Here is a 21,245-nt window from a genome sequence, read left to right on the forward strand (position 1 = left end):
ATTTTCATCCTCGCCCGCATCAAATTTGACGCCGTTTTCATGCTGTCAAATTTAAAGCCAAATTTACTCCAAAAATCCCGTCAGCGGACTCGACGCCCGTGCGCTTTCGCTCACACCACCAAGCCCGGATAGATACGCTAGCCTGCCCGCATGAATCGCAAGCGCAAAGGCTCGCGCCATCGTTTTTACGTCGCCCGCAGTCGCTATCGCGGTGTTTGCCATCACGGCTGCGCAGCCCATCTGCATCGCCTCGCACGCCTGCGCGGGAGTGCCGATACCCGCATCCACGATCACTGGCAGGTCTATCTCGTCGAGTAAAATTTTTATAAATTCGCGCGTACAAAGGCCTTTATTCGTCCCGATCGGAGCGCCAAGCGGCATCACGCACGCAGCACCCGCCGACGCTAGATCGCGCGCTACGTTTAGGTCGGGGTACATATAGGGCATCACGACAAAGCCCATGTTTGCGAGCTTTTCGGTCGCTTTTATCGTTTCGTAGTTATCTGGTAGCAGGTATTTGCTGTCTCTGATGACCTCAACCTTCACGAGATCTCCGCAGCCAGCCTCGCGCGCTAGCTTTGCGATACGCGCGCACTCATCTGCGTTCCTGGCACCTGAGGTGTTTGGCAGTAGCGTCACGCCCTTTGGGATAAAGTCTAAGATATTTTCCAGCCCACCCTCGTTTACGCGCCGAAGCGCTAGCGTCACGATCTGTGCGCCCGCCTCGTGCACCGCTGCCTCCAAAAGAGGTAGCGAAAATTTACCCGATCCCAGGATAAAGCGCGAGCTAAATTTATGCCCGCCAAGCTCTAAAATATCGTTATTTTCATCAAATTTCATCTCAACCTCCGCCTACAAAATGCACTATCTCGGCCGAGTCGCCATCTCTTAGCGCCGTATCAAATTTATCTTTTGGCAAGATTTCGCCGTTTAGCTCGACCGCGATACGCTCAGGCTTTAGCCCCTTCGCCGCGAGGAGTTGCGCTACCGTTTTGCCGATAAACTCGCTCTCGTCTTTGCCGTTTATTTTTAGCATTTTCTTTCCGTTTTATTAAATTTAGCGCGCCCGTGCGGGTCAAATTTCGCGCTGCGTAAGCTCGCGATTATACCGCTTTTTACTAAATTTAAGCCAAATTTTTCATCGCAAGCGTGCATGCGGCAAGCCCGTAAAATGCGACGCAAAGGCTAACTGCGAGCCCAAAAACGCTAACTGCGGGCGTCTGGCTAAAACTAAGCGCGAAAAACGAGATAAAGCTCGTCACAAACGCGGCAAATATCCCAAAAACGCGCTCCCGCCGCGACAAGTCCTCATTTAGCGCAAAAATGAGATAATCTATCCCGACCGCGCTCGCCAAAATAAGCCCGAAAATCGCAAAAATATTTACGTGGGCGCCAAGCGCTGCAAAACCGCAAAGCACGGCCAGCACGCCAAGAGCGATGACGCTCATAACCAAAAGCGAGCGCGCCGCCCCGAAAAACGCCCACAAAAGCGCAAGCGCAACCAAAAACGCACCGCCCTTTAGCGCCGCAGCCCAGGCCTTGGCCTCGGTCAAATTTTGATTTAGCGCACCGACGAAATCGACGTTAAAAGCGCCATTTGCTTTTAAAATTTCATCCGTTTTTGCACCCCCAGTAAGCCCATCGGTATACACTGCGCTACTGTTTTGGCTCGGTAAAAATCGCGTCAAATTTTTTGCCGCGTCAAATTTTAAAATCTCGCTAACACCGATAGTTTGCGCGTTTGCAATCTTTTCTAGTTCTGACTTTACTAACTCGCTAGGCAATCCAAACTGTGCGTAAATTTTAAAGATCTCCTCGTCCTTTGCGGCCTCTTTAAAGATATTTTTTACACTTTCCTGCTCGGCTCGGCTTAGGATAAATTTAGAAATCGATGCGTAGTCTTTGACGAGATTTGCCTGCTTCAGCTCTCGCATCAGCCGCTTTTCATCGCCAATTAGATCGCTGCCGCCCTTTATCACGATGACGGAGTTTTGCGGCGCGGCGCCCGTTATCTCGCTGATCTTTTTAGACTGCTCCAGTAGTTCCGCAGGCGAGCTTGCGTAGTCTTTGATTTGCTCGGGTACGCTTAGACTTTTAAAATTTAGCACCAAAATTCCCACGCAAAGCGCAAACACGGCGAGTAAAGTTTTTAAATTTATCGCCCCCGCCGCACGCTCGCAAAGTCCCGCAAATTTATCAAAAAACCTTGAAAACAAGGCACTTTGCGAAAACGTCGCGCCCTCAAAGATAAAAGGTAAGCAAAAATATGTAAATAAAAACGCCCCAAGCAACGTAAATAGCGAAAATATCGCGGTTTGGCGCAGCAGCTCAAGCGACGAAAAGGCAAAAACGCCGTATCCGCTCATCGTGATGCAAAGCCCGAGCAAGAAAATTTTAAGCATCGGACGCACGCTCGCGGCTGCCACGGGCGCGTTTTGATTTTTACCCAGCCAGTGCAATGCAAAATCAAACATAAGGCCAACGAGACTCGTGCCGATAACCACGACCATAACGCTAAGGCTCTCGTAAATCAAAAGCGAGGCAGCAAGCCCACACGCAAAGCCGAAAATCGCGACGAAAACGACGCAAAAAATGCGCAAATTTTTAAACGCGAGCAGCAAAAAAATCGCGCAAAGACCAAGCGAAACCGCGCTCATAATGGCACTTTCCTTGTCGCCGCCCGCTTTGCCGTAGGCTCCGTATAGCGCGCCGCAGCTAGCGTAAGCCTGCACCGCGTCCTGCGCCGCGAGCTCGCGTACGCTTTCATAAAATTTGATCAAATTTCGCGGTTCGTAGCTGGGCTTTAGGCGCGCTTTTACGAGGTAAAATTTACCGCTCTCGCGTACGGCTTCTAGCATCAAATTTGACAAATTTAGACTGATTTTGGAACCGTCTAGGCTCATGTGCGAGCTTAGAGCAAAAAAATCATCCTTCGCGTTAAGCGGCTTAAAGGCGAATTGATTAAATAAATTTTGCGCGCTTTGTTTAAAAAACTCGTTTTTGTCTTTTACTAAAAGCTCATAGGTTTGCTCGTTTAAAAGCGCGATTTTTAGGGCGTTTAGCTGAGTTAGATAGGAGGTTAAATTTACGTCCTGCTTTGCGCGGTACTCCTCAAAAACTCCGCTTTGTGCGGCTAAATTTTCGCTTTTTTCTAAAAACTCGGGCGAATCTGAAGCTAGCAAAAACTCGCCCGAAGCGTTATCAAGCATCGATTTTAGAGCCGTTTGCTCGGCGGAGTTTTCAAAATTTACTAGAGAAAAAATATCCGCGTTTATCTTTTTGGCGTTTGTAAAACAAACGGCGAGCGCAGCTAAAAACGCCGCTAAAAAGATAAAAAAACGCGCGGATTTTTTCATTTTACGTTGTAAAAATCATTTACCGTTTTATCGCCGCTAACCTCGTTTAGCACGATTTTTTTGACGTATTTATCGCCTCCGACCAAGATACGCGTAAAGATTTGCTTTAGCAGCACGTTTTTGGGCGTTAGCTCGATTTTCCAGTTGTTTTTGTCGCCTGAGATTTTAAAGATAAATTCCTTCTCAAGCTCGGCCTTATCGAGCTTTATGATGGATAAAAAGAGCTTTTTATCAAAATTTTGATCGATTTTTATGAGCTGATTGCCGCTTTTTTGAAAGATACCGCGCTCATTTATGACGATGCTCACGGCGATCGGGCTTAGCGTGTCGTAGAGTAGCTCGCTTTGGCTGAGTTCAAATTTGCCGTAGCTTTTAAACTCCACGTTAAAGCCACTCAAAAACTTCGTCTGCGCGAAATCACCGCTGATATTTTGCGTTTTGATTTGAGATTTTATCTCGTTAAAATCAAGCCCCATCAGGCTCGCCGCCAAACTAAAAATTATTGCTATTTTTTTCATTTATATACCTTTTTATTGCATTTTGTAACTCTTGCGGGATCTCAAAGCACGTCTGCATCGCGCGCATATCGACGGCTGCTTGCGAGCTAGAGCCCGTGCACAGCGTCTCGCCGGTTTTTGCGCTTTTTACGACGTAGCCGATCTTTAGAAAGCACTCGCACTCCTTTAGCGTCGCCTCCACCTCAATCTCGTCGCCGAAAAATACGGGCTTTACGTATTTGGCCTCGATTTTTACGATCGGGTAGGCATATCCATCCGCTCTCATCGCCTCGTAGTCGTAGCCTATCTCCTCTAGTAGCGCGCATCTAGCCGTCTCGAAATACTTCACGTAGTTGCCGTGCCACACGACGTTCATGCTGTCCACGTCGTAAAACTGCGCCTTTAGCGCGATTGATTTTGATATCATATCATCTCATCTCCAAAAATCAAAAAAATTAAACCACTGCACGGGCGTTTGTTTGCAGCGATTTTCTAGCTCGCGGACGTAAATTTGCAGATATTCGCGCACTGCGGCGGCTTTGTCTCGCCCTAGCTTTACGGTGCTTGCTAGCGGCACTAGCTCGATCCTAAATTTACCCTCTATCTTCTGGCACCATAGCGAGCTTATCTTTACGCCTAATATCCCCGCGATCAGGTACGGACCGTAGTTAAAGTTCGCCTCCTTGCCAAGAAATTTGACGCGCGCGGCCTTATCTCCGCCAATAGGCGTTCTATCGCCCATTATGCCGATGTGCTCGCCGCTTTCGACGATATTTTTTAGCTCCAGCATCGCGGCTACGTCGAGCTCATTGACCAGCATCATGCGCACGCTGCCGTCGTTTTGGCTGATGCGCTTTAGCACCTCGTTAAACTCGCGCGAGTTTTTGTCGTAAGCCAAAATCACCATCCTAAAGCCATCGACCCGCGCGCCCAGAGCCTTGCAAATTTCTACGTTTCCAAGGTGTGCCGTGAGCAAAATTTGCCCTTTTTTCGCGCCGATTAGCTCGCTTTTGATACGCTCTAGGTCAATGATTTCTAGCTCGCTATCCTTGATCTTGCCTTTCCAGACTCTAAATTTATCGCAAATAGCGACGCCAAATGCCTCAAAATTGCTAAAAACGCTCGTACCTTTTAGCGTCTGCGAACCTGCGAAATCGCTCAAATTTCGCCTAAATTCCGCGATGTTTTCGCGCTCGTTTTTTGAAAATATATAATAAAACCAAACCACGATTTTAACGATAAGCTTTAGCGCAAACTCTGGAAAAATTTGCGCTAAAAATAGGCTAAGCCTCAAAAAAAATGCGCCGCCTCTTTCCTGCTTTTTCCACCAGAGATTTTGCTCGGAGTTTTCTTGCGGTTTTTTTAAATTTTGCGCGTCGTTTGCGCCATTCTTAAAATTTGCGCTTTTGCTTAAATTTAACCCACACGTTCGCCAAATTTTATCAAGCATAAATTTAGGCAAAGAAAAAAAGTATTTTGCATGCATGAGGCTGATTAGCGCGTTATCGCGTAGCATCTTAAAGTGCGAAACACCGCCCTTTTCGTAGTGCACATAGGTATCGATCCAGCGCATATCTACGCCCTGTCTAGCAGCATTTACGAGGATTTCTATGTCAAATTCCATTCTATTCGTCTTGCTTTTTGCCGCCGCTTTTTTAAGCTGCTCTAAAGGATAGACGCGAAAGCCGCACATAGCGTCTTTGATGCCAAGGCTTAGCGTATTTATCGCAACCCAAAAATTCGTGATTTTCCTACCGTGGACGCGTGATTTTGGCGCGTCATCGCCGTAGATAGGATTTGCGCAGACGATACTTTGCGGGTGTGCCTCGCTCTGCCTCAAAAACTCGCCGATGAGCGCCGCGTCGTGCTGAAAATCGGCGTCGATCTGCAAAACGTGGCTAAAGCCGCGCTCCGACGCAAATTTAAACCCGTCCTTCATCGCGATGCCCTTGCCGCCGTTTTGCGCACGCGTGAGCAGCAAGATCCCCTCTGTCCGCTCAAGCTCCGCCAAAATTTGCTTGCTCGCCTCGTCCGAGCCATCATCCACGACGACAACGGGCAGCTCGTAGGTTTTTAGCGCAGTGATAAGAGCTTTGATATTTTGCGGATGGTTGTAAAAGGGCACCAAAAATGCAAATTTATTCAAAGTGTAGCCCTTCCCGTCGAGCACTTTTTGCCGTTGCAAAACAGCTCAAAATAAAGCTTGCCGCCGCGTTTTTCAAAATAAATTCGAAGCAAATCGCCAGGTCTTACAAACTTCATAAATTTTAGATTTTCAACCGTGCTAGCGCCGCTAATGTCGACACCCACCATGCTAGCTAGCTCAAAGACGTAGTCAAGCTGCATGAATCCGGGCAGCAGCGGTAAATTTGGAAAATGGCTTTCAAAAATCTCAAGTCCCGCGTGCATGATAGCGCCAAATTCGTACTTTTGCGCGCCGTCAAGCCGATCGCCGCCCTCGTCAAATTTAACGCAGCTAGCATTTGTGTCACAGTTTAAAGCGCTCTCTAAATTTTGGCCGCTTCCATAACAAATTTTGCCCGCTTCATTTACGCGCCCGCCGCTCCAAACGGGTTTAGGGCTAGCAAACAGCGCATTTTCAAATTCGCTTTTTTCAAATTTACCCTGCTGGTTTCGCGGCATTTTTTCTACTATTTTAAAGTATCGGACGCTGTTTTTAAACTCGAGCTTCAAAAGCTCTTTTAGCTCGGCTACCACGCCTTTTTTGCCGATTTTTCTAAATTTTTTAAGCCCCTCGCCGTTTAGCTGTAAAAGCGCGGCGATGCGTTTAAATTTCGGATGCGGCGCGCAGTAGCAGTCCGCGAGCAGGCCGCTTTCTAGCAGCTTTGCCTCAATGCTCTCCAGACTCACGCGCTTGTCGTTTAGCTTCACGATGCGGTCTATCCTGCCTTGTAGCGCGAGGCGATCCTCGTCGATGCTGGCCGCGTCGTTAGTCTGAAAAAACTCACACCAAGGCGAGCTCACGCTTAGCGCGCCTCTATCGTCTAGCCCTGCGTCCACCGCGTCAAATAGCCTAAGTCCGCACCCATCGTCTTTTGCCACTATGCCAGTTTCCGTGCTGCCGTAGATCTCAATGATCCGCGCGTCACAGATTCGGCCTAGCTCGCTTCTTAGCTCCTTTTTTAGCGGCGAACCCGCACTTACGATCCCGCTTAGGCCTTTTAGCGCGATTGCGGCGGGACTTTGAGCTAGAGTTCTAAGTAGAACCGGACTAGCGATAAATACGTGATTTGCGAGACTTAAACCCAAAATCGCCTCCGGGTAGTTTAGCTCGTCAGCGATGACGCGCGCGCCCAGCGCCAGCGGCAAAAAGACCTTAAACGTAAGCCCAAACATGTGCCTATGCGAAACGCTCGAAAAAAAGGTGTTTTGGCTGCTAAAATTTAGCTCGTCCGCTAAATACTCGCTCTCTTTTATCATCTGCGCGAGCGACTTTTCTATCATCTTGCTTTTGCCGCTCGAGCCCGAAGTTTGCAGGTAAAATTTAGCCTGCGGATCAAATTTAAGCCCTTTTGCGGGCTCGTTTGCAAGAAAATTTAAAAAATTTTCGTCGTTTACGGCGGTCAAATTTGCCTCATAGATCGGCTTTGCCAGCACGCAAGGTGCGGTACCCGCCAAAAGCGAGCCGAAAAACGCGGCATAAAATTTAAACGCATCATCGATGTAAATTTGCAGCTCTTTTACGCCCCCTTTTTCTAAAAACGCGGCAAATCTAAGGCACGCGTCAAAGACGTCGCGAGAGTCGTCCGTAAATCTAAAATTTTTTAAATTTTCCTCAAAGCTCATTATTTTTTATAAATCTCTTTCTAAGTAAAATTTCCCCGAAAAATAGCGCCCCCATCAGCGCGTAAGAGACCGCGCCGCTATAAACGCTCCAGTAAAATTTATCTTTCATCAAGGCTAGCGCGAGCGAGAAGGCGGCGTTAAAAACAAAAAACGCGCACCAAATTTTGGTCAAATTTCGCGTATAAATCACGCCTTTTTCGTCCAAATTTGGCTCTTTTAGTTTTGCTATTTTGGTGATGACGGCCTCGTTTTTTAAGCTAAAAGCAAAAAACGCCAAAAACGCCAAACTCACCAAAACAGGGTAAAGATACGCTAAAAACCCGCCTCTAAAAATCATACAAACTATAAAAAAAACAGCGGCAAGGGTGCTAAGCCTCCTCTCAAAACCGCTTGAATACGCCGCGCGCGCTATCCACAGCGCGGCAAGCGCCCAAACGACCCAAAAGGCAAAATCGCCCGCGAAAAATAGCGCGAACGGGTAGATGACGCTAACTACGCTTAGGGCAATTTTAAGCTTACTCGTCAAATTTTTTAGCCACCGCGCTTACGATGTCTTCAAGCGTTTTTACGTTTTTAAAGTCTTCAGGCATCAATCGGTGTCCCGTTTTGCGTTTGATGTGATCGATAAGATCGATCGCGTCGATGCTATCTATCTGCAAATCCTCGTAAATGCGCGTTTGCGGCGTGATTTTAGCCTCGTCGATCTCAAAAAGCTGCACTAGCGCGGACTTTAAAATCTCAAAAATTTCTTCCTGCTTCATCGTTATTTCCTATTTTCAAAGATGTATTGCGCGAGGCTTTTTACGCTGTAAAAAATCTCTTTTAAATTTGCCGTTTTAGAGTCCAGTACTAGGCCGTAGTTTTTTTGTACCGCAAGGCCAAGCTCGAGCGCATCGACGCTATCAAGACCTAGCCCTTCGTTAAAAAGCGGCTCGTTCTCATCGATATCGCTTGGTTTCATATCCTCTAAATTTAAGCTCTTTATGATGAGCTCTTTTATCTCATCTATTAGTTCGTTCATTGTTTAAACTCCTTTGTGTAATTTTCGCTGATAAAAGCGTGCAGCTCTCTAGCCCTGATAGGGTTTGGCCTATGCGCGCAAAATCCGTCCAAATTTAGCCTAAAAAGCTCTTTGAGCTCGTATTTTATCATAACGCTCGGGGTTTTGTACCAAGGCTCGTTTTTTTTGAGGCTGGGCGGATCCATTTTGATAGCTATGGCGACTAGCTGCTTTGCCGCATTTACCGCGATATAGGCGGCTGCTTTGTGAAAGACTATCTCGCCCGCCGTGCGCGTACCCTCGGGAAATATTATCAAACTCTCGCCGCTCTTTAGTGCGTCCGCGCTTTTTTGCAAAAGCTCCTCGTTTGCAGTATTTAAGATATATCCGCATGATTTTATCGCGGGAGCTAAGAATATATTTTTAGCGAGGCTTGCTTTTACCACGCAGTTTGCGCGGCGGATGAAAGCTATCAAAAAGACGACGTCTAAAAGCGAAGGGTGATTTGCGATGATTATCTGCGAGGCGGAGCCAAGCCCCAAAGGAAGGTCAAATTTGGTGCGTTGATAGCCGGAAATTTGCGTAGAAAATATAAAAAATCTCCAAGCCAGACGCACCAAATCGCGGCAAAAATTTCGGATAAATTTAAATTTATAAAGCCCAAGAAGCGCAACCGGAACAAAGATCAAATTTCCAAGCGCGCAAATGAGTCCAAATAGCGCAAAATTCGCCCCTACGATAAAAATTTTAAACCAGTGACGAGGGCTCATAATCCCACCGCCAAGCGGAGTTTTTATCCGCGCTTTGCCAGGAGCATTTTTGCTTCGGATCAAAATTTTGAAGGAATTTAACGAGCAAATTTTCATCCGTTTTGCCGCTAATTTCGCCTTGCGATAGGCTCAAATTTTCGCCATCACTAACTAGCAAACAAACCATACAAGAGGGCGCAGACTCGTCAAAATACTCCTGCGAAATGCTCTCGTGATAGGCCAAAACCAGAGCGTTTTTGGCTCCGCTTTTTAGCATCAAATGCGCCTGCACTAAAGCGTACTCTAGCGGCGCGTATGCCGAAACGGCGGAGATTTCGCTGCGATTTTTAAAATTTATCGCTAAAAGCGAGGAAAGTGCGTTATGAACCGAGAGCGAAAACGAGGTCGGCGAGATGAGTTCGCCGTGAGCTAGCGTGTTTTGCAGCTCAAAACAGCGATTTATCTCCCCTTCGTACGAACTAAACACGATAGGCATATCAAGCGGCGCGATGTTTTTGGTTAGATCAAAGGCGCACTTTGCCGCGCGGCTAAGCCTGCGGCGCTCAAGCGGGGGCACGTGCGAGACGTCAAGCTCTCTCTCGTATGCCGCCAGCTTCGCGTCCTGCGCGCCGTTAAAAACAACTGCGTCAAAAAAATCGAGTTTAAAATTTAGCCTCATTCGCCTCTCTCGCCGTTATTTTGCGATATCGCCTTTTAGCGTTACGCCCGCCATCAAGGCGCCGGCTCCGCACTGAAACTGCGTTTTGGAGTCAAACGCCTTTTTCTTATAGTATCCGGTCAAATTTACCACCTTCGTGCCGCCCTCTTGCACCGCGCGCTCCTGAAAGGTCTTTACGGCTGACAAAAACGCCCACTGGCACGCCTCTTTGTCGCTTTTGTTAAAGGCGTTGGTTTTTTTGTTTGCCATTAGGCCGCTTTTGATGATGCCGCCTTTCGTACCAGAGCCGAAGCTTAGCTTGATGTTTGGATCAAGCACCTCTTTTGCCTTTGGCGAGCTTAGCGCCTCCTCGATCGAAAAACTAAGCACGTCGTCGCGCGCGCTTAAATTTAAAGCCAAGGCGCAGACGCCCGCTAAAACTAATAATTTTTTCATTTTGTTCCTTTATTTGGCTATGTCGCCCTGTAATCTTACCGTAAATTTATTAGTGTATAGGCATTGAAACTCTGTTTTAGAACTAAATTCTTTACCGTATAAAAAACTTACGATATTTACAGCCTTTGTTCCGCCCTCTCTTTGATTTCGTCTTTGAAAAGCATTGACTGCATCCAGGAAGGCTATTTGGCATTTTTCAACCTTTTCGCCAATATCGCCCCTTTGCTTTCTGCTAGCCGTAGCTCCGACAACTATCCTCTCGCCGTTATAACCGCTTCCAAATTCAACTTTAACGTTAGGCAAAATATACTTCTTTGCAGCCTCACTCTCTAGAGCGTCTTTAATGCTTAGATTAAAAATCTCTTCGGCATTTATACTAAAAGCCAACACAATTAAACAAAATATTTTTCTCATCTCCACCTTCCTTAAATTCTCTTAAATATCAGCGAGGTATTTACTCCGCCAAAAGCAAAGTTGTTGCTCATAACAAAGTCCGTATCTATCGCGGTTTGCTCGGTCAGATAAAAAAGCGGCGCGCAACTAGGATCGACGCTGGTTAAATTTATCGTAGGGAAAAATCTCTTCTCCCGCATCATCATCACGCTAAATATCGCCTCCAAACCGCCACAAGCTCCCAGAGTGTGGCCGAGGTAGCTTTTTAGCGAGCTGATAGCGATCTTGTCTCCGAAAAGCTCGTTTGTAGCGATACTCTCGGCGATATCGCCATGCTTAGTCGCCGTGGCGTGTGCGTTTATGTAACCGATCTTTTCTGGCGTTAAATTTGCGTCTTTTAAAGCTAAAACCATTGCGCCTTTCATTGTCGCGCTTTGCGGACGCGTGACGTGCGAACCGTCGCAGTTTGAGCCAAAGCCTACGACCTCGGCGTAAATTTTAGCCCCTCGCTTTACGGCGCTCTCTTCGCTCTCTAGTAAAAGTATCCCGGCACCCTCGCCTAGCACTAGCCCGTCGCGCCCCTCGTCAAACGGAGTCGGCGAAATTTCAGGCGAGCCGTTTTTCACGCTAGTGGCGTAGAGCATGTCAAACACATATGCCTCGCTCGGGCACAGCTCCTCTGCCCCGCCTGCTAGCATCATGTCGATCTTACCGCTTTTGATGCTTTCATAAGCGTATCCGATCGCATGCGAGCCGCTCGTACACGCCGATGATGTCGGGATGATGCGCCCTTTTAGCGAATAAAAAAGAGCGATATTTGCCGCCGTGGTGTGAGGCATCATCTTGATGTAGGTGTTGGCGTTACACTCGTTTTCGCCGCGCTCTAGCAGCTTTGCCATCGCTAGTATCGACTCGGTGCTACCCGTGGACGAACCGCATGCGACGCCTAGTCTGCCCTCTTGCACGCCAGGATCGAGGCTCACGGCGTCTAAATTTTCACCATGCATAAGTCCTGCGTCTCTTAGCGCCAGCCCCGCCGCCTCTACGCTGTACATCGAGACAGTGCCCAGGCTTCTTAGCTGCTTGCGGTCCCACGAGCCGGGACACTCGTAGCCATCTATGGGTGCAGCCAGGCGGGTATTTAGATCGGCGTATCTATCCCACTGAGGCATGTATCTCACGGCGTTTCGACCGAGCTCAAATTTAGCCCTTATCTCATCCCAGCTCTTGCCAAAGGCGCTCACCATGCCCATACCCGTTATAAAAACTCGCATCAGCAAAGCCCTCCGTTTACGCCGATAACCTGCCTCGTTATATAGGCTGCGCCCTCGCTTAGTAAAAACTCGACCAAGGGCGCGACCTCGTCTGCTTTGCCCGCTCTTTTAGCAGGTATGGCCTTTAAAATCTCCTCGATCGGCAAGCCGCCGTCCGTCATATTAGTCTCGATGAGTCCGGGGGCGATGCAGTTTACGGTGATGTTTCGCGAGGCAAGCTCGACTGCGAGGGACTTTGCTGCGCCGATGAGGCCAGCCTTGCTAGCTGCGTAGTTGCTCTGTCCGCGGTTGCCGACGACGCCTGAAACCGAGCTCATGACGACGATACGAGCCGGCTTTTTGGCGCGGATCATAGGCATGAGAGCAGGCTTTAGGACATTATAAAAGCTGTTTAAATTCGTATCAATAACGCTAAACCAATCCTCATCCTCGATGCCAACAAAGGTATTATCGCGCGTGATGCCGGCGTTTAGCACTACCGCGTAATAAGCTCCGTTTGCCTCTATATCGGCCTCGATCGCCGCCTTTGCCGCCTGCGTATCCGCGACGTCAAATTTTAAAGCAATCAAATTTAACTCGTTTTGTAAATTTAATAGCCGCTCGCTCGCGCTTTTACCGTGCAGCACGACCTCGTATCCAGCCGCTACCAGCCGTCTAGCTACCGCTTCGCCGATGCCGCGACTTGAGCCCGTTATCAGCACTCTTTTACTCATCTAGTATCCTTTTTACGTATTCCTCGTCCGGGCTTAGCACGTTTAGTGTCGCGCGCGCCCCAAGCTCGCCGTTTACATAAAGCTCACAGTCGTAAACACCAAAACCGCTTGCGTCTTGTATCGAGCAGGCCGCCTCGATGACGACCTCGTCTCCAGCCGCTAAAAACGGCTTAAATATCTCAAATTTTCTACTGCCCAGCAAAAAACCCAGTCCAAATTTCATCCCCTTTAGCTCGCGCATCTTTGAGTCGTAGATACCCAGCGACTGAGCCATCATCTCGACGGTTTTATGCATGGCGAATTTGCCGCCAAATAGAAATTTATTATCCTCTTTTATAACGCTTTTGGTTTTTATGCGTCCATCTTCAAATTTAAGCACCTCGTCGATAAAAATGATCGCCGTGCCGTGCGGGAGATAATCTCCAAGACTCATTTCGCCCTCCCAAATACGATCGCCGCGTTATCGCCGCCAAATGCAAACGACAGCGACATAGCTGAATTTACGACCGCTCTTTGGCCAAATTTCACCAAATTTACCCCCTCTATCTCATCATCGTAAACGCCGTCATATACGTGCGGCGGCAGTGCGGTTTCGCCCTTAGCGCAAAGCATAGCGCAAAGCGCGCTCTCGATAGCTCCTGCGGCTCCTAGCGTGTGGCCTATTAGAGGCTTAACGGAGCTCGCAAAAACGCTCGGCATGAGCGAATGCACGATCTTTGCCTCGATTTTATCGTTTGCCTGCGTGCCGGTACCGTGCAAATTTATATAATCCACGCTGCTTAAATTTGCCACCTGCAGCGCCTTTTGCACGCACTGAGTTTGCATCTGTCCGCTAAAATCAGGCTGCGTCATATGAAACGCGTCGCAGTTTGAGTGCTCGCCTGCGATAACTACGCTTGAGATTTCATCTCTGCTCGCCACGAAAAACGCCGCACCTTCGCCGATATTTATGCCGTCGCGATTTTTAGAAAACGGATTGGTCTCGCGCGCGCTTAGGATGCCTAGGCTATCAAAGCCGTTTATTGTTAGCGTATTTAAGCTGTCCACGCCGCCACAGATCACCGCGTCGCAGACGCCAGACTCCAGCAGCCTTTTTGCCGTTATTATCGCCTTGACTCCCGAGGTACAGGCGGTCGAGACGGAAAACGCAACCGAGCTAAGCCCGTAAAAATCGGCGATAAATTCGGACGGATTGGCTAGAGAGTTGCGACTGACGCCGAATTTTGATGCATCAAAAAATCCCGTCGCGGCAAAATCTTTAAACGTTTCGTAGTTTTCCTCCACGCCGCTAGTAGTCGTACCTACCACTACGCCGACTCGGTTTTTGCCGTATTTTTTGATGGCGTCTAGCACCTCTTTATCTATCTGCAAAAGCGCACTTAAAACTAGAGCGTTCGTGCGCGTTTGCAGGTGTTTTGGCGTATTTTGGCTAAATTTAGCCAGCTGCGCGCCGACTTTGCCGAGGATAAAGCATTTATCCGCCCTAAAGCCTTTGCAAAAGTTCAAAAATCTCTTCTCGCCGCATAAATTTGCAAAATTTTCCTCTGCGTCGGCTCCGGCTGCGCTGATGATGGCGGGCTTGCTAACGTATATCAAGAGATCTTACCTTAAAATTTTCGTTATTTACTACTATGACGGCCTCTTTTTGATTTGATTTTATGGCGCCTAGAATCTTTACAAAAAGCTCGTTGTAGGCGCTATTTGGCGGCAAAAAACCGACAGCCTCAAATTCGCCGTTTGGTCTTAAAACTCGCCTAGCTAACGGGGTTCCCATAGAGTTTATCATCGTAAAATAATAATCCTCTTTTTCGTGTGAAATATAGAGTAAATTTGAGCCGCTTTGCGAAGTCACTTCAAATTCGCGTTTATCAAAATTTACGATCTGCGGAACGTCAAATTTTGCCTTCGCCGCGCATCCGCTAAGCACAAACGTCGCCATAAAAACAGATAAAAAATTTAAAACTTTTTTAAATTTCACCCTTTGGTCGCCTTATTAAATTTCACCTATTTTAGAATAATGTGCAGATTATATCTTTTTAACCTTTAAAAACAACGCATAGCGCATAAATTGGCATCTAAAAATATGTTTTTAACTAAAATTGTTTGATTTTTACTTATAAATTTCTATCTAATTTTACTAGAAAGGGTTTATAAATATGCATTTTGTTATACGCAAAAGTCCAATCCGTAGTTTTTGCAATTATTAAATATAAAATATATTCATATTGGCTACGCGCGCATAAAAGCATTTAACTTTACTTCTTTAAATTTAGATTGATCGATTAATTCTAAGATATTTTATGTAGTTTTATCTGTATGGTTAGCGCAAGAATATCGCATAAATCCTTTATAGTTATTTGCTAAAAAAGGATTTATGCGGTTTGATTTATAAGACTAAAATTAAACAGGATAAATAATATTATTCTGATTTTTTCTTTGTTGATTTTTTGGCTTCGACTTCCTTGCCCACACTTTCTTCAACTTTTTTCTTTGAAGATTTTGCCTTAGTCTTAACATCATCGATGTCTTTTTCTATTTTATCTTCGCTAGATTTTGCTTTATTTTTGATGCTTTTAGAAGCCTTTTCCTCTATGTCGGTTTTAGCCTTATCCGCATCTTTTGCGGGCGTAGCTACCTTGTCTTCTATATCTTTTGTTTTTTTAGAGACTTCTTTTTTGCCATGCTTTACTTTATCAGTCATATCATTGACCTCTTTTGCCTTTTTCGATACTTTATCGCTTGCGGGTACTACGCTTGTACCGCTCGTAGATATCTCGCCTTTTAAATTTTCAAAAGTCTTATCGCCGATACCGTTTACGTTTTTAATATCCTCTATGCTCTCAAATTTATTTGTTTTTCTATATTCAATAATGGCATCGGCTTTCGCTGCACCAATGCCGTTTAAGCTCATAAGCTCTTCTTTTGTGGCTGTGTTTAAATTTATAGCTGCGAATACCATTGAGGCGCATGCCAACATTGAAAATACGAATTTGTTCATTGTTTTTCCTTTTTAAAAAATTATTTCACATTCTAGCAAAAAATAATTATAAGATTATTAAAAAATATTATTAATATAAACCAGTGCTGCAAATGTATTTAAGCAAATCAACTTCTAAATGAAAGTCAAAAAAAGCTTAATATTAGTGTAACTAAGGGCCACAAAAAACGCAGTGTGGGCAAAACACATTTTAATCTCACCATTTTCCCCTAAAAATACTTGAATAAGCTTGAGTATATTTTAAGACACCTGTCTCAAATTCTACTTTACTCTTTGGCTAGGCGCGATTTATAGTACAAATGAACTGAGGTATCAAGATTATTGTACTAGTTTACGTAAATCAAACCAACCAAACCGCATATAGTAGCCCTTGCTATCCTTGTGCAAAATTAAAAGCTTTATTGACTAGGCACCTAACAGCATTCTACTTTTTTGATTAACTCATTTCCCTGCGCCAGTTTAACCACTGTAGAAACAGAAAAAACCTTAGTAAGATTATTTAAAAACATAGTCTCATTACAAGCAATAAAGTTGCTTGAATTTATTCATTAAGTAAAACACAAATTTCTAAAACCAAAAGCAAAGCTACAAAAACAGACAACATATTACAAGAGTAACTGTAAAAATGGATTAAAAAAGGAATTAAAGCGAAGTTTAAATAGAAAAAGAATAAAAACAAAGCCCGCAACGACCTACTTTCCCGACATCCCAGTAAGGGAGAGTATCATCAGCCAGGACGAGCTTAGCTTCTTGGTTCGAGATGGAGCAAGGCGTTTCCTCGTCTGTATAGTCACGGGCAGTGTTAAAGAAATAAACTATATTAATTTACTTCTTTAACACTGCTATTTAATTGTTAAAAGTCAAATCTCATTTTAACTAAAACAAGATCTTGATAGGGTATAGATCAGATATTTTATTTCGGATTTTCGAAGTAAAATTACCCTTAACAAGGAAGTGATGCTTATTAAAAGATAAGCAGACGAGCTATTAGTACTGGTCAGCTAAAGGACTTTCATCCATTACACACCCAGCCTATCAAACTTATAGTCTATAAGAGCTCTTAAAAGAAGATTCATCTTGGAGTTGGCTTCCTGCTTAGATGCTTTCAGCGGTTATCACATCCCGACATAGCTACCCAGCGCTACCCTTGGCAGGATAACTGGTACACCAGTGGTCGGTTCAACCCGGTCCTCTCGTACTAGGGTCAACTCTCCTCAATCTTCTTGCGCCCACGGCAGATAGGGACCGAACTGTCTCACGACGTTCTGAACCCAGCTCGCGTACCGCTTTAAATGGCGAACAGCCATACCCTTGGGACCTGCTCCAGCCCCAGGATGCGATGAGCCGACATCGAGGTGCCAAACCTCCCCGTCGATGTGAGCTCTTGGGGGAGATCAGCCTGTTATCCCCGGGGTACCTTTTATCCTTTGAGCGATGGCCCTTCCACACAGAACCACCGGATCACTAAGACCGACTTTCGTCCCTGCTTGACATGTATGTCTCGCAGTTAAGCTGGCTTTTGCCTTTATACTCTGCGAACGATTTCCAACCGTTCTGAGCCAACCTTTGTAAGCCTCCGTTACATTTTGGGAGGCGACCGCCCCAGTCAAACTACCCACCAGACATTGTCCTACTTGAGGATAACTCAAGCTAGTTAGCTATCAGAATAAAAAAGAGTGGTATCTCAACAATGGCTCACCATAAACTGGCGTCTATGGATCAAAGCCTCCCACCTATCCTGCACATTTTTATCCCAATAGCAGTGTCAAGCTGTAGTAAAGGTCCACGGGGTCTTTCCGTCTTGCCGCGGGTAGGAGGAATTTTCACCTCCACTACAATTTCACTGGATCCCTCTTCGAGACAGCTCCCATCTCGTTACGCCATTCATGCAGGTCGATATTTAATCGACAAGGAATTTCGCTACCTTAGGACCGTTATAGTTACGGCCGCCGTTTACTCGGGCTTCGATCAAACGCTTCGCAGAGCTAACGTCATCAATTAACCTTCGAGCACCGGGCAGGCGTCACACCCTATACATCCTCTTACGAGTTAGCAGAGTGCTGTGTTTTTGGTAAACAGTCGGGAGGGACTCTTTGTTGTAACCTTCAATGCTTACGGAGTAAATCCTTCACAAAGTTAGGCACACCTTATACCGAAGATACGGTGCTATTTTGCAGAGTTCCTTGAAGAGAGTTCTTCCACGCGCCTTAGAATACTCATCCCACCCACCTGTGTCGGTTTACGGTACGGGCAACTATAACTAAACTTAGAAACTTTTCTTGGCTCGACAGTATCAGCAATTCGCTATCCATTCCGAAGAACTTCAAACGCCTGTGGGGTCTCGGCTTAAAAAGATCCGGATTTGCCTGGATCTTAACCTACACCTTTCGACTAGCACTACCATCCGCTAGCTTGCTTAACTCTAAGCGTCCTTCCATCGCACATTATAGTTGGCATTGGAATATTAACCAATTTTCCATCGCATACCCCTTTCGGACTTTGCTTAGGACCCGGCTAACCCTACGATGACGAGCATCGCGTAGGAAACCTTGGGTTTACGGCGTTGGGGATTCTCACCCCAATTATCGCTACTCATGCCTGCATGCTCACTTGCATTCGCTCCAGCGCTCCTTACCGGTACACCTTCGACGCTGAATGCAACGCTCTCCTACCACTTAGTAAAACTAAGTCTAAAGCTTCGGTACTCATTTTAGCCCCGTTATATTTTCCGCGCAGAATCACTAGACCAGTGAGCTATTACGCTTTCTTTAAAGGATGGCTGCTTCTAAGCCAACCTCCTGGTTGTTTAAGTAACTCCACATCGTTTTCCACTTAAATGAGATTTAGGGACCTTAGCTGTTAGTCTGGGTTGTTCCCCTCTCGACGACGGATTTTATCACTCGCCGCCTGACTGCCATGATTACACACTAGGTATTCGGAGTTTGATAGGGTTTGGTACATTGGTGTATGCCCTAGCCCATTCAGTGCTCTACCCCCCAGTGTTACTACATGACGCTATACCTAAATATATTTCGGAGAGAACCAGCTATCACGATGTTTGATTGACCTTTCACCCCTATCCACAAGTCATCCCATGGCTTTTCAACGCCAGCGGGTTGGGTCCTCCACCGGCTCTTACACCGGCTTCAACCTGCTCATGGATAGATCACATCGTTTCGGGTCTGCAGCATCTGACTAAACGCCCTATTAAGACTCGCTTTCGCTACGGCTCCGGGTTTCCTTAACCTCGCCAGACACCACAACTCGCAGGCTCATTATGCAAAAGGCAGTCCATCACACGTCATAAAGAATCGTGCTCTGAATGATTGTAAGTAAATGGTTTCAGGTTCTATTTCACTCTGATCACCTCAGTTCTTTTCACCTTTCCCTCACGGTACTTGTGCGCTATCGGTCTAGTAGTAGTATTTAGGGTTGGATCGTGGTCGACCCAGCTTCAGACAGAATATCACGTGTTCCGCCCTACTCAGGATACTGCTAAGTAAAACAAAGCTTTCATATACGGGAGTATCACCCTCTATGCTTAATCTTTCCAGATTATTCTATTAGCTAAGTTTAGTCTATATCGCAGTCCTACAACCCCGTTAGTAAACTAACGGTTTGCCCTCTTACGCGTTCGCTCGCCGCTACTAGCGTAATCTCTTTTGATTTCTTTTCCTGAGGGTACTAAGATGTTTCAATTCCCCTCGTTCGCTCCATATTAGGTAGTTAAGCTCACACTTAACTGGGTTGCCCCATTCAGAAATTCCCGGATCAAAGCCCCTTGACGGCTCCCCGAGACTTATCGCAGCCTGGCACGTCTTTCATCGCCTCTACTAGCCAAGGCATCCACCACTTACTCTTAGTAGCTTACCTTTTATTAGTATATAATATATTCTAATTCGCATCACTTCCTTGTTAAAGGTAACTATTAAATTTAAGATTTCATAACGAAGACTCAAATTTAAGATCTATTACGAAATTTAAATCTCTTACTTTTAAGACGGAAAGCATTGACTAATATCTAGGTAAGTTTTAAATCCTATGATATCTTGTGACGTCAAACTTCTGCATTAAGCAAATAAGCAAGATCTTTAAATCTTTAACAAGTCCTGTAAAATTGTTTTATTTATTAAAACTTGATTGTGACTTTTAACAATAATAAACTAAATAACGTTTAGACTTAAAGTCTAATTAGAAAGCTTAGGTAAAAAGTTCTCTAATTAAACTTTGTATGCTTTATGTTAAACTAATCATGGTGGAGAATAGCGGGATCGAACCGCTGACCTCCTGCGTGCAAAGCAGGCGCTCTCCCAGCTGAGCTAATTCCCCAATTAAATTCTCTGGTGGGCCTAACAAGACTTGAACTTGTGACCTCACCCTTATCAGGGGTGCACTCTAACCAGCTGAGCTATAGGCCCCTATAGGTTTGCGTCAATCTTTCAAAACTAAACAAGGTCGATTGAGTAGATTATCTATAGCGATAACCTAAATTTTCCTTTGACGAATATCTTGTGAGAGAATATTCGTTGTACTCTAGAAAGGAGGTGATCCAACCGCAGGTTCTCCTACGGTTACCTTGTTACGACTTCACCCCAGTCGCTGATTCCACTGTGGACCATAACCGGTTTGGTATTTGGGCTTCGAGTGAAATCAACTCCCATGGTGTGACGGGCGGTGAGTACAAGACCCGGGAACGTATTCACCGTAGCATGGCTGATCTACGATTACTAGCGATTCCGGCTTCATGGAGTCGAGTTGCAGACTCCAATCCGAACTGGGACATATTTTATAGATTTGCTCCATCTCGCGATATTGCTTCTCATTGTATATGCCATTGTAGCACGTGTGTCGCCCCGGACATAAGGGCCATGATGACTTGACGTCGTCCACACCTTCCTCCTCCTTGCGAAGGCAGTCTCATTAGAGTGCTCGGCCGAACCGTTAGCAACTAATGACGTGGGTTGCGCTCGTTGCGGGACTTAACCCAACATCTCACGACACGAGCTGACGACAGCCGTGCAGCACCTGTCTTAACATTTCTGCAAGCAGACACTCTTCCATCTCTGGATGATTTGTTAGATATCAAGTCCGGGTAAGGTTCTTCGCGTATCTTCGAATTAAACCACATGCTCCACCGCTTGTGCGGGTCCCCGTCTATTCCTTTGAGTTTTAATCTTGCGACCGTACTCCCCAGGCGGTATACTTAATCCGTTAGGTGCATTACTGCCTCGACTAGCGAAGCAACAACTAGTATACATCGTTTAGGGCGTGGACTACCAGGGTATCTAATCCTGTTTGCTCCCCACGCTTTCACGCATTAGCGTCAGTTAAGTTCCAGCAGATC

The 21,245-nt window shown here is 46.0% G+C and carries 20 protein-coding genes, 2 tRNA genes and 3 rRNA genes (1 of these 25 cut by a window edge); all 25 read right to left on the reverse strand.

Translation table 11 applies throughout. From position 1 onward, the window contains the following. Positions 1-63 precede the first annotated feature (63 nt). The gene (locus CSUNSWCD_RS10335) at positions 64-840 is read right to left on the reverse strand and encodes a thiazole synthase (protein ID WP_009497055.1); all 777 of its coding nucleotides are present in this window, start codon (positions 838-840) and stop codon (positions 64-66) included. 1 nt (position 841) lies between these two features. Further along, a complete protein-coding gene (gene thiS, locus CSUNSWCD_RS10340) occupies positions 842-1,036 on the reverse strand; it encodes a sulfur carrier protein ThiS (protein WP_009497056.1) in 195 nt (64 codons plus the stop codon). Positions 1,037-1,124: 88 nt separating this feature from the next. Beyond that, positions 1,125-3,356 (reverse strand): MMPL family transporter, encoded by a 2,232-nt coding sequence (locus CSUNSWCD_RS10345; protein ID WP_009497058.1) that lies wholly within the window; start codon positions 3,354-3,356, stop codon positions 1,125-1,127. Beyond that, positions 3,353-3,874 carry a LolA family protein gene (locus CSUNSWCD_RS10350; protein WP_009497059.1) on the reverse strand — a complete coding sequence of 174 codons (522 nt, stop codon included), beginning with the start codon at positions 3,872-3,874 and terminating at the stop codon, positions 3,353-3,355. The genes CSUNSWCD_RS10345 and CSUNSWCD_RS10350 overlap by 4 nt, the downstream gene beginning before the upstream one ends. Further along, a complete protein-coding gene (locus CSUNSWCD_RS10355; protein WP_009497060.1) occupies positions 3,849-4,280 on the reverse strand; it encodes an acyl-CoA thioesterase in 432 nt (143 codons plus the stop codon). Before CSUNSWCD_RS10355 ends, CSUNSWCD_RS10350 begins: the two co-directional genes overlap by 26 nt. 6 nt (positions 4,281-4,286) lie before the next feature. Continuing rightward, complete coding sequence (locus CSUNSWCD_RS10360; protein ID WP_009497061.1) at positions 4,287-5,999, reverse strand: glycosyltransferase family 2 protein; 1,713 nt, start codon at positions 5,997-5,999, stop codon at positions 4,287-4,289. Then, positions 5,996-7,660 (reverse strand): AMP-binding protein, encoded by a 1,665-nt coding sequence (locus CSUNSWCD_RS10365; RefSeq protein ID WP_009497062.1) that lies wholly within the window; start codon positions 7,658-7,660, stop codon positions 5,996-5,998. The genes CSUNSWCD_RS10360 and CSUNSWCD_RS10365 overlap by 4 nt, the downstream gene beginning before the upstream one ends. Beyond that, entirely contained in the window at positions 7,650-8,186 is a 537-nt protein-coding gene (locus CSUNSWCD_RS10370) for a COG4648 family protein (RefSeq protein ID WP_009497063.1), read from the reverse strand. The genes CSUNSWCD_RS10365 and CSUNSWCD_RS10370 overlap by 11 nt, the downstream gene beginning before the upstream one ends. Continuing rightward, positions 8,176-8,421 (reverse strand): acyl carrier protein, encoded by a 246-nt coding sequence (locus tag CSUNSWCD_RS10375; RefSeq protein ID WP_009497064.1) that lies wholly within the window; start codon positions 8,419-8,421, stop codon positions 8,176-8,178. Before CSUNSWCD_RS10375 ends, CSUNSWCD_RS10370 begins: the two co-directional genes overlap by 11 nt. Positions 8,422-8,423: 2 nt before the next feature. After that, on the reverse strand, positions 8,424-8,681 hold the full coding sequence (locus CSUNSWCD_RS10380) for a phosphopantetheine-binding protein (protein ID WP_009497065.1): 258 nt from the start codon (positions 8,679-8,681) through the stop codon (positions 8,424-8,426). Then, complete coding sequence (locus CSUNSWCD_RS10385) at positions 8,678-9,430, reverse strand: lysophospholipid acyltransferase family protein (protein WP_009497066.1); 753 nt, start codon at positions 9,428-9,430, stop codon at positions 8,678-8,680. The genes CSUNSWCD_RS10380 and CSUNSWCD_RS10385 overlap by 4 nt, the downstream gene beginning before the upstream one ends. Beyond that, positions 9,408-10,088 (reverse strand): beta-ketoacyl synthase chain length factor, encoded by a 681-nt coding sequence (locus CSUNSWCD_RS10390; RefSeq protein WP_009497067.1) that lies wholly within the window; start codon positions 10,086-10,088, stop codon positions 9,408-9,410. Before CSUNSWCD_RS10390 ends, CSUNSWCD_RS10385 begins: the two co-directional genes overlap by 23 nt. Positions 10,089-10,103: 15 nt before the next feature. After that, positions 10,104-10,523, reverse strand: a complete 420-nt coding sequence (locus tag CSUNSWCD_RS10395; RefSeq protein WP_009497068.1) for a hypothetical protein — start codon at positions 10,521-10,523, stop codon at positions 10,104-10,106. A 9-nt stretch (positions 10,524-10,532) separates the two neighbouring features. Next, a complete protein-coding gene (locus CSUNSWCD_RS10400) occupies positions 10,533-10,937 on the reverse strand; it encodes a hypothetical protein (protein WP_009497069.1) in 405 nt (134 codons plus the stop codon). Positions 10,938-10,948: 11 nt separating this feature from the next. Beyond that, entirely contained in the window at positions 10,949-12,190 is a 1,242-nt protein-coding gene (locus CSUNSWCD_RS10405; RefSeq protein WP_009497070.1) for a beta-ketoacyl-ACP synthase, read from the reverse strand. Further along, positions 12,190-12,903 (reverse strand): 3-oxoacyl-ACP reductase FabG, encoded by a 714-nt coding sequence (gene fabG, locus CSUNSWCD_RS10410; protein WP_009497071.1) that lies wholly within the window; start codon positions 12,901-12,903, stop codon positions 12,190-12,192. The genes CSUNSWCD_RS10405 and fabG overlap by 1 nt, the downstream gene beginning before the upstream one ends. Further along, a complete protein-coding gene (locus CSUNSWCD_RS10415) occupies positions 12,896-13,336 on the reverse strand; it encodes a hotdog family protein (protein WP_009497072.1) in 441 nt (146 codons plus the stop codon). The genes fabG and CSUNSWCD_RS10415 overlap by 8 nt, the downstream gene beginning before the upstream one ends. Next, positions 13,333-14,499 carry a beta-ketoacyl synthase N-terminal-like domain-containing protein gene (locus tag CSUNSWCD_RS10420; protein ID WP_009497073.1) on the reverse strand — a complete coding sequence of 389 codons (1,167 nt, stop codon included), beginning with the start codon at positions 14,497-14,499 and terminating at the stop codon, positions 13,333-13,335. Before CSUNSWCD_RS10420 ends, CSUNSWCD_RS10415 begins: the two co-directional genes overlap by 4 nt. Further along, positions 14,486-14,881: a hypothetical protein gene (locus CSUNSWCD_RS10425; protein ID WP_009497074.1), complete on the reverse strand. Its 396-nt coding sequence runs from the start codon at positions 14,879-14,881 to the stop codon at positions 14,486-14,488. Before CSUNSWCD_RS10425 ends, CSUNSWCD_RS10420 begins: the two co-directional genes overlap by 14 nt. Positions 14,882-15,322: 441 nt before the next feature. Next, a complete protein-coding gene (locus CSUNSWCD_RS12045; RefSeq protein ID WP_009497075.1) occupies positions 15,323-15,901 on the reverse strand; it encodes a helix-hairpin-helix domain-containing protein in 579 nt (192 codons plus the stop codon). A gap of 679 nt (positions 15,902-16,580) precedes the next feature. Then, a 5S ribosomal RNA gene (gene rrf, locus CSUNSWCD_RS10435) occupies positions 16,581-16,699 on the reverse strand. 169 nt (positions 16,700-16,868) lie between these two features. Beyond that, positions 16,869-19,774 (reverse strand): 23S ribosomal RNA (locus CSUNSWCD_RS10440). 380 nt (positions 19,775-20,154) lie between these two features. Next, a tRNA-Ala gene (locus CSUNSWCD_RS10445) sits at positions 20,155-20,230 on the reverse strand. A gap of 12 nt (positions 20,231-20,242) precedes the next feature. Then, positions 20,243-20,319: transfer RNA gene (locus CSUNSWCD_RS10450), tRNA-Ile, on the reverse strand. A 119-nt stretch (positions 20,320-20,438) separates the two neighbouring features. Next, positions 20,439-21,245: ribosomal RNA gene (locus CSUNSWCD_RS10455) — 16S ribosomal RNA — on the reverse strand (it continues 704 nt past the right edge of the window). Together the 16S, 23S and 5S rRNA genes with 2 tRNA genes alongside form the textbook arrangement of a ribosomal RNA operon.

The organism is Campylobacter showae CSUNSWCD (assembly GCF_000313615.1).
GTDB lineage: Bacteria > Campylobacterota > Campylobacteria > Campylobacterales > Campylobacteraceae > Campylobacter_A > Campylobacter_A showae_A.

What these genes read in the sequence shown, in the direction of transcription:
- CSUNSWCD_RS10365 (WP_009497062.1), bottom strand. Translation starts at nt 7,660, where the DNA reads ATGAGCTTTGAGGAAAATTTAAAAAATTTTAGATTTACGGACGACTCT.
- CSUNSWCD_RS10395 (WP_009497068.1), bottom strand. Translation starts at nt 10,523, where the DNA reads ATGAAAAAATTATTAGTTTTAGCGGGCGTCTGCGCCTTGGCTTTAAAT.
- CSUNSWCD_RS10390 (WP_009497067.1), bottom strand. Translation starts at nt 10,088, where the DNA reads ATGAGGCTAAATTTTAAACTCGATTTTTTTGACGCAGTTGTTTTTAAC.
- CSUNSWCD_RS10375 (WP_009497064.1), bottom strand. Translation starts at nt 8,421, where the DNA reads ATGAAGCAGGAAGAAATTTTTGAGATTTTAAAGTCCGCGCTAGTGCAG.
- CSUNSWCD_RS10350 (WP_009497059.1), bottom strand. Translation starts at nt 3,874, where the DNA reads ATGAAAAAAATAGCAATAATTTTTAGTTTGGCGGCGAGCCTGATGGGG.
- CSUNSWCD_RS10385 (WP_009497066.1), bottom strand. Translation starts at nt 9,430, where the DNA reads ATGAGCCCTCGTCACTGGTTTAAAATTTTTATCGTAGGGGCGAATTTT.
- CSUNSWCD_RS10335 (WP_009497055.1), bottom strand. Translation starts at nt 840, where the DNA reads ATGAAATTTGATGAAAATAACGATATTTTAGAGCTTGGCGGGCATAAA.
- CSUNSWCD_RS10405 (WP_009497070.1), bottom strand. Translation starts at nt 12,190, where the DNA reads ATGCGAGTTTTTATAACGGGTATGGGCATGGTGAGCGCCTTTGGCAAG.
- CSUNSWCD_RS10345 (WP_009497058.1), bottom strand. Translation starts at nt 3,356, where the DNA reads ATGAAAAAATCCGCGCGTTTTTTTATCTTTTTAGCGGCGTTTTTAGCT.
- CSUNSWCD_RS12045 (WP_009497075.1), bottom strand. Translation starts at nt 15,901, where the DNA reads ATGAACAAATTCGTATTTTCAATGTTGGCATGCGCCTCAATGGTATTC.
- fabG (WP_009497071.1), bottom strand. Translation starts at nt 12,903, where the DNA reads ATGAGTAAAAGAGTGCTGATAACGGGCTCAAGTCGCGGCATCGGCGAA.
- CSUNSWCD_RS10355 (WP_009497060.1), bottom strand. Translation starts at nt 4,280, where the DNA reads ATGATATCAAAATCAATCGCGCTAAAGGCGCAGTTTTACGACGTGGAC.
- CSUNSWCD_RS10400 (WP_009497069.1), bottom strand. Translation starts at nt 10,937, where the DNA reads ATGAGAAAAATATTTTGTTTAATTGTGTTGGCTTTTAGTATAAATGCC.
- thiS (WP_009497056.1), bottom strand. Translation starts at nt 1,036, where the DNA reads ATGCTAAAAATAAACGGCAAAGACGAGAGCGAGTTTATCGGCAAAACG.
- CSUNSWCD_RS10380 (WP_009497065.1), bottom strand. Translation starts at nt 8,681, where the DNA reads ATGAACGAACTAATAGATGAGATAAAAGAGCTCATCATAAAGAGCTTA.
- CSUNSWCD_RS10415 (WP_009497072.1), bottom strand. Translation starts at nt 13,336, where the DNA reads ATGAGTCTTGGAGATTATCTCCCGCACGGCACGGCGATCATTTTTATC.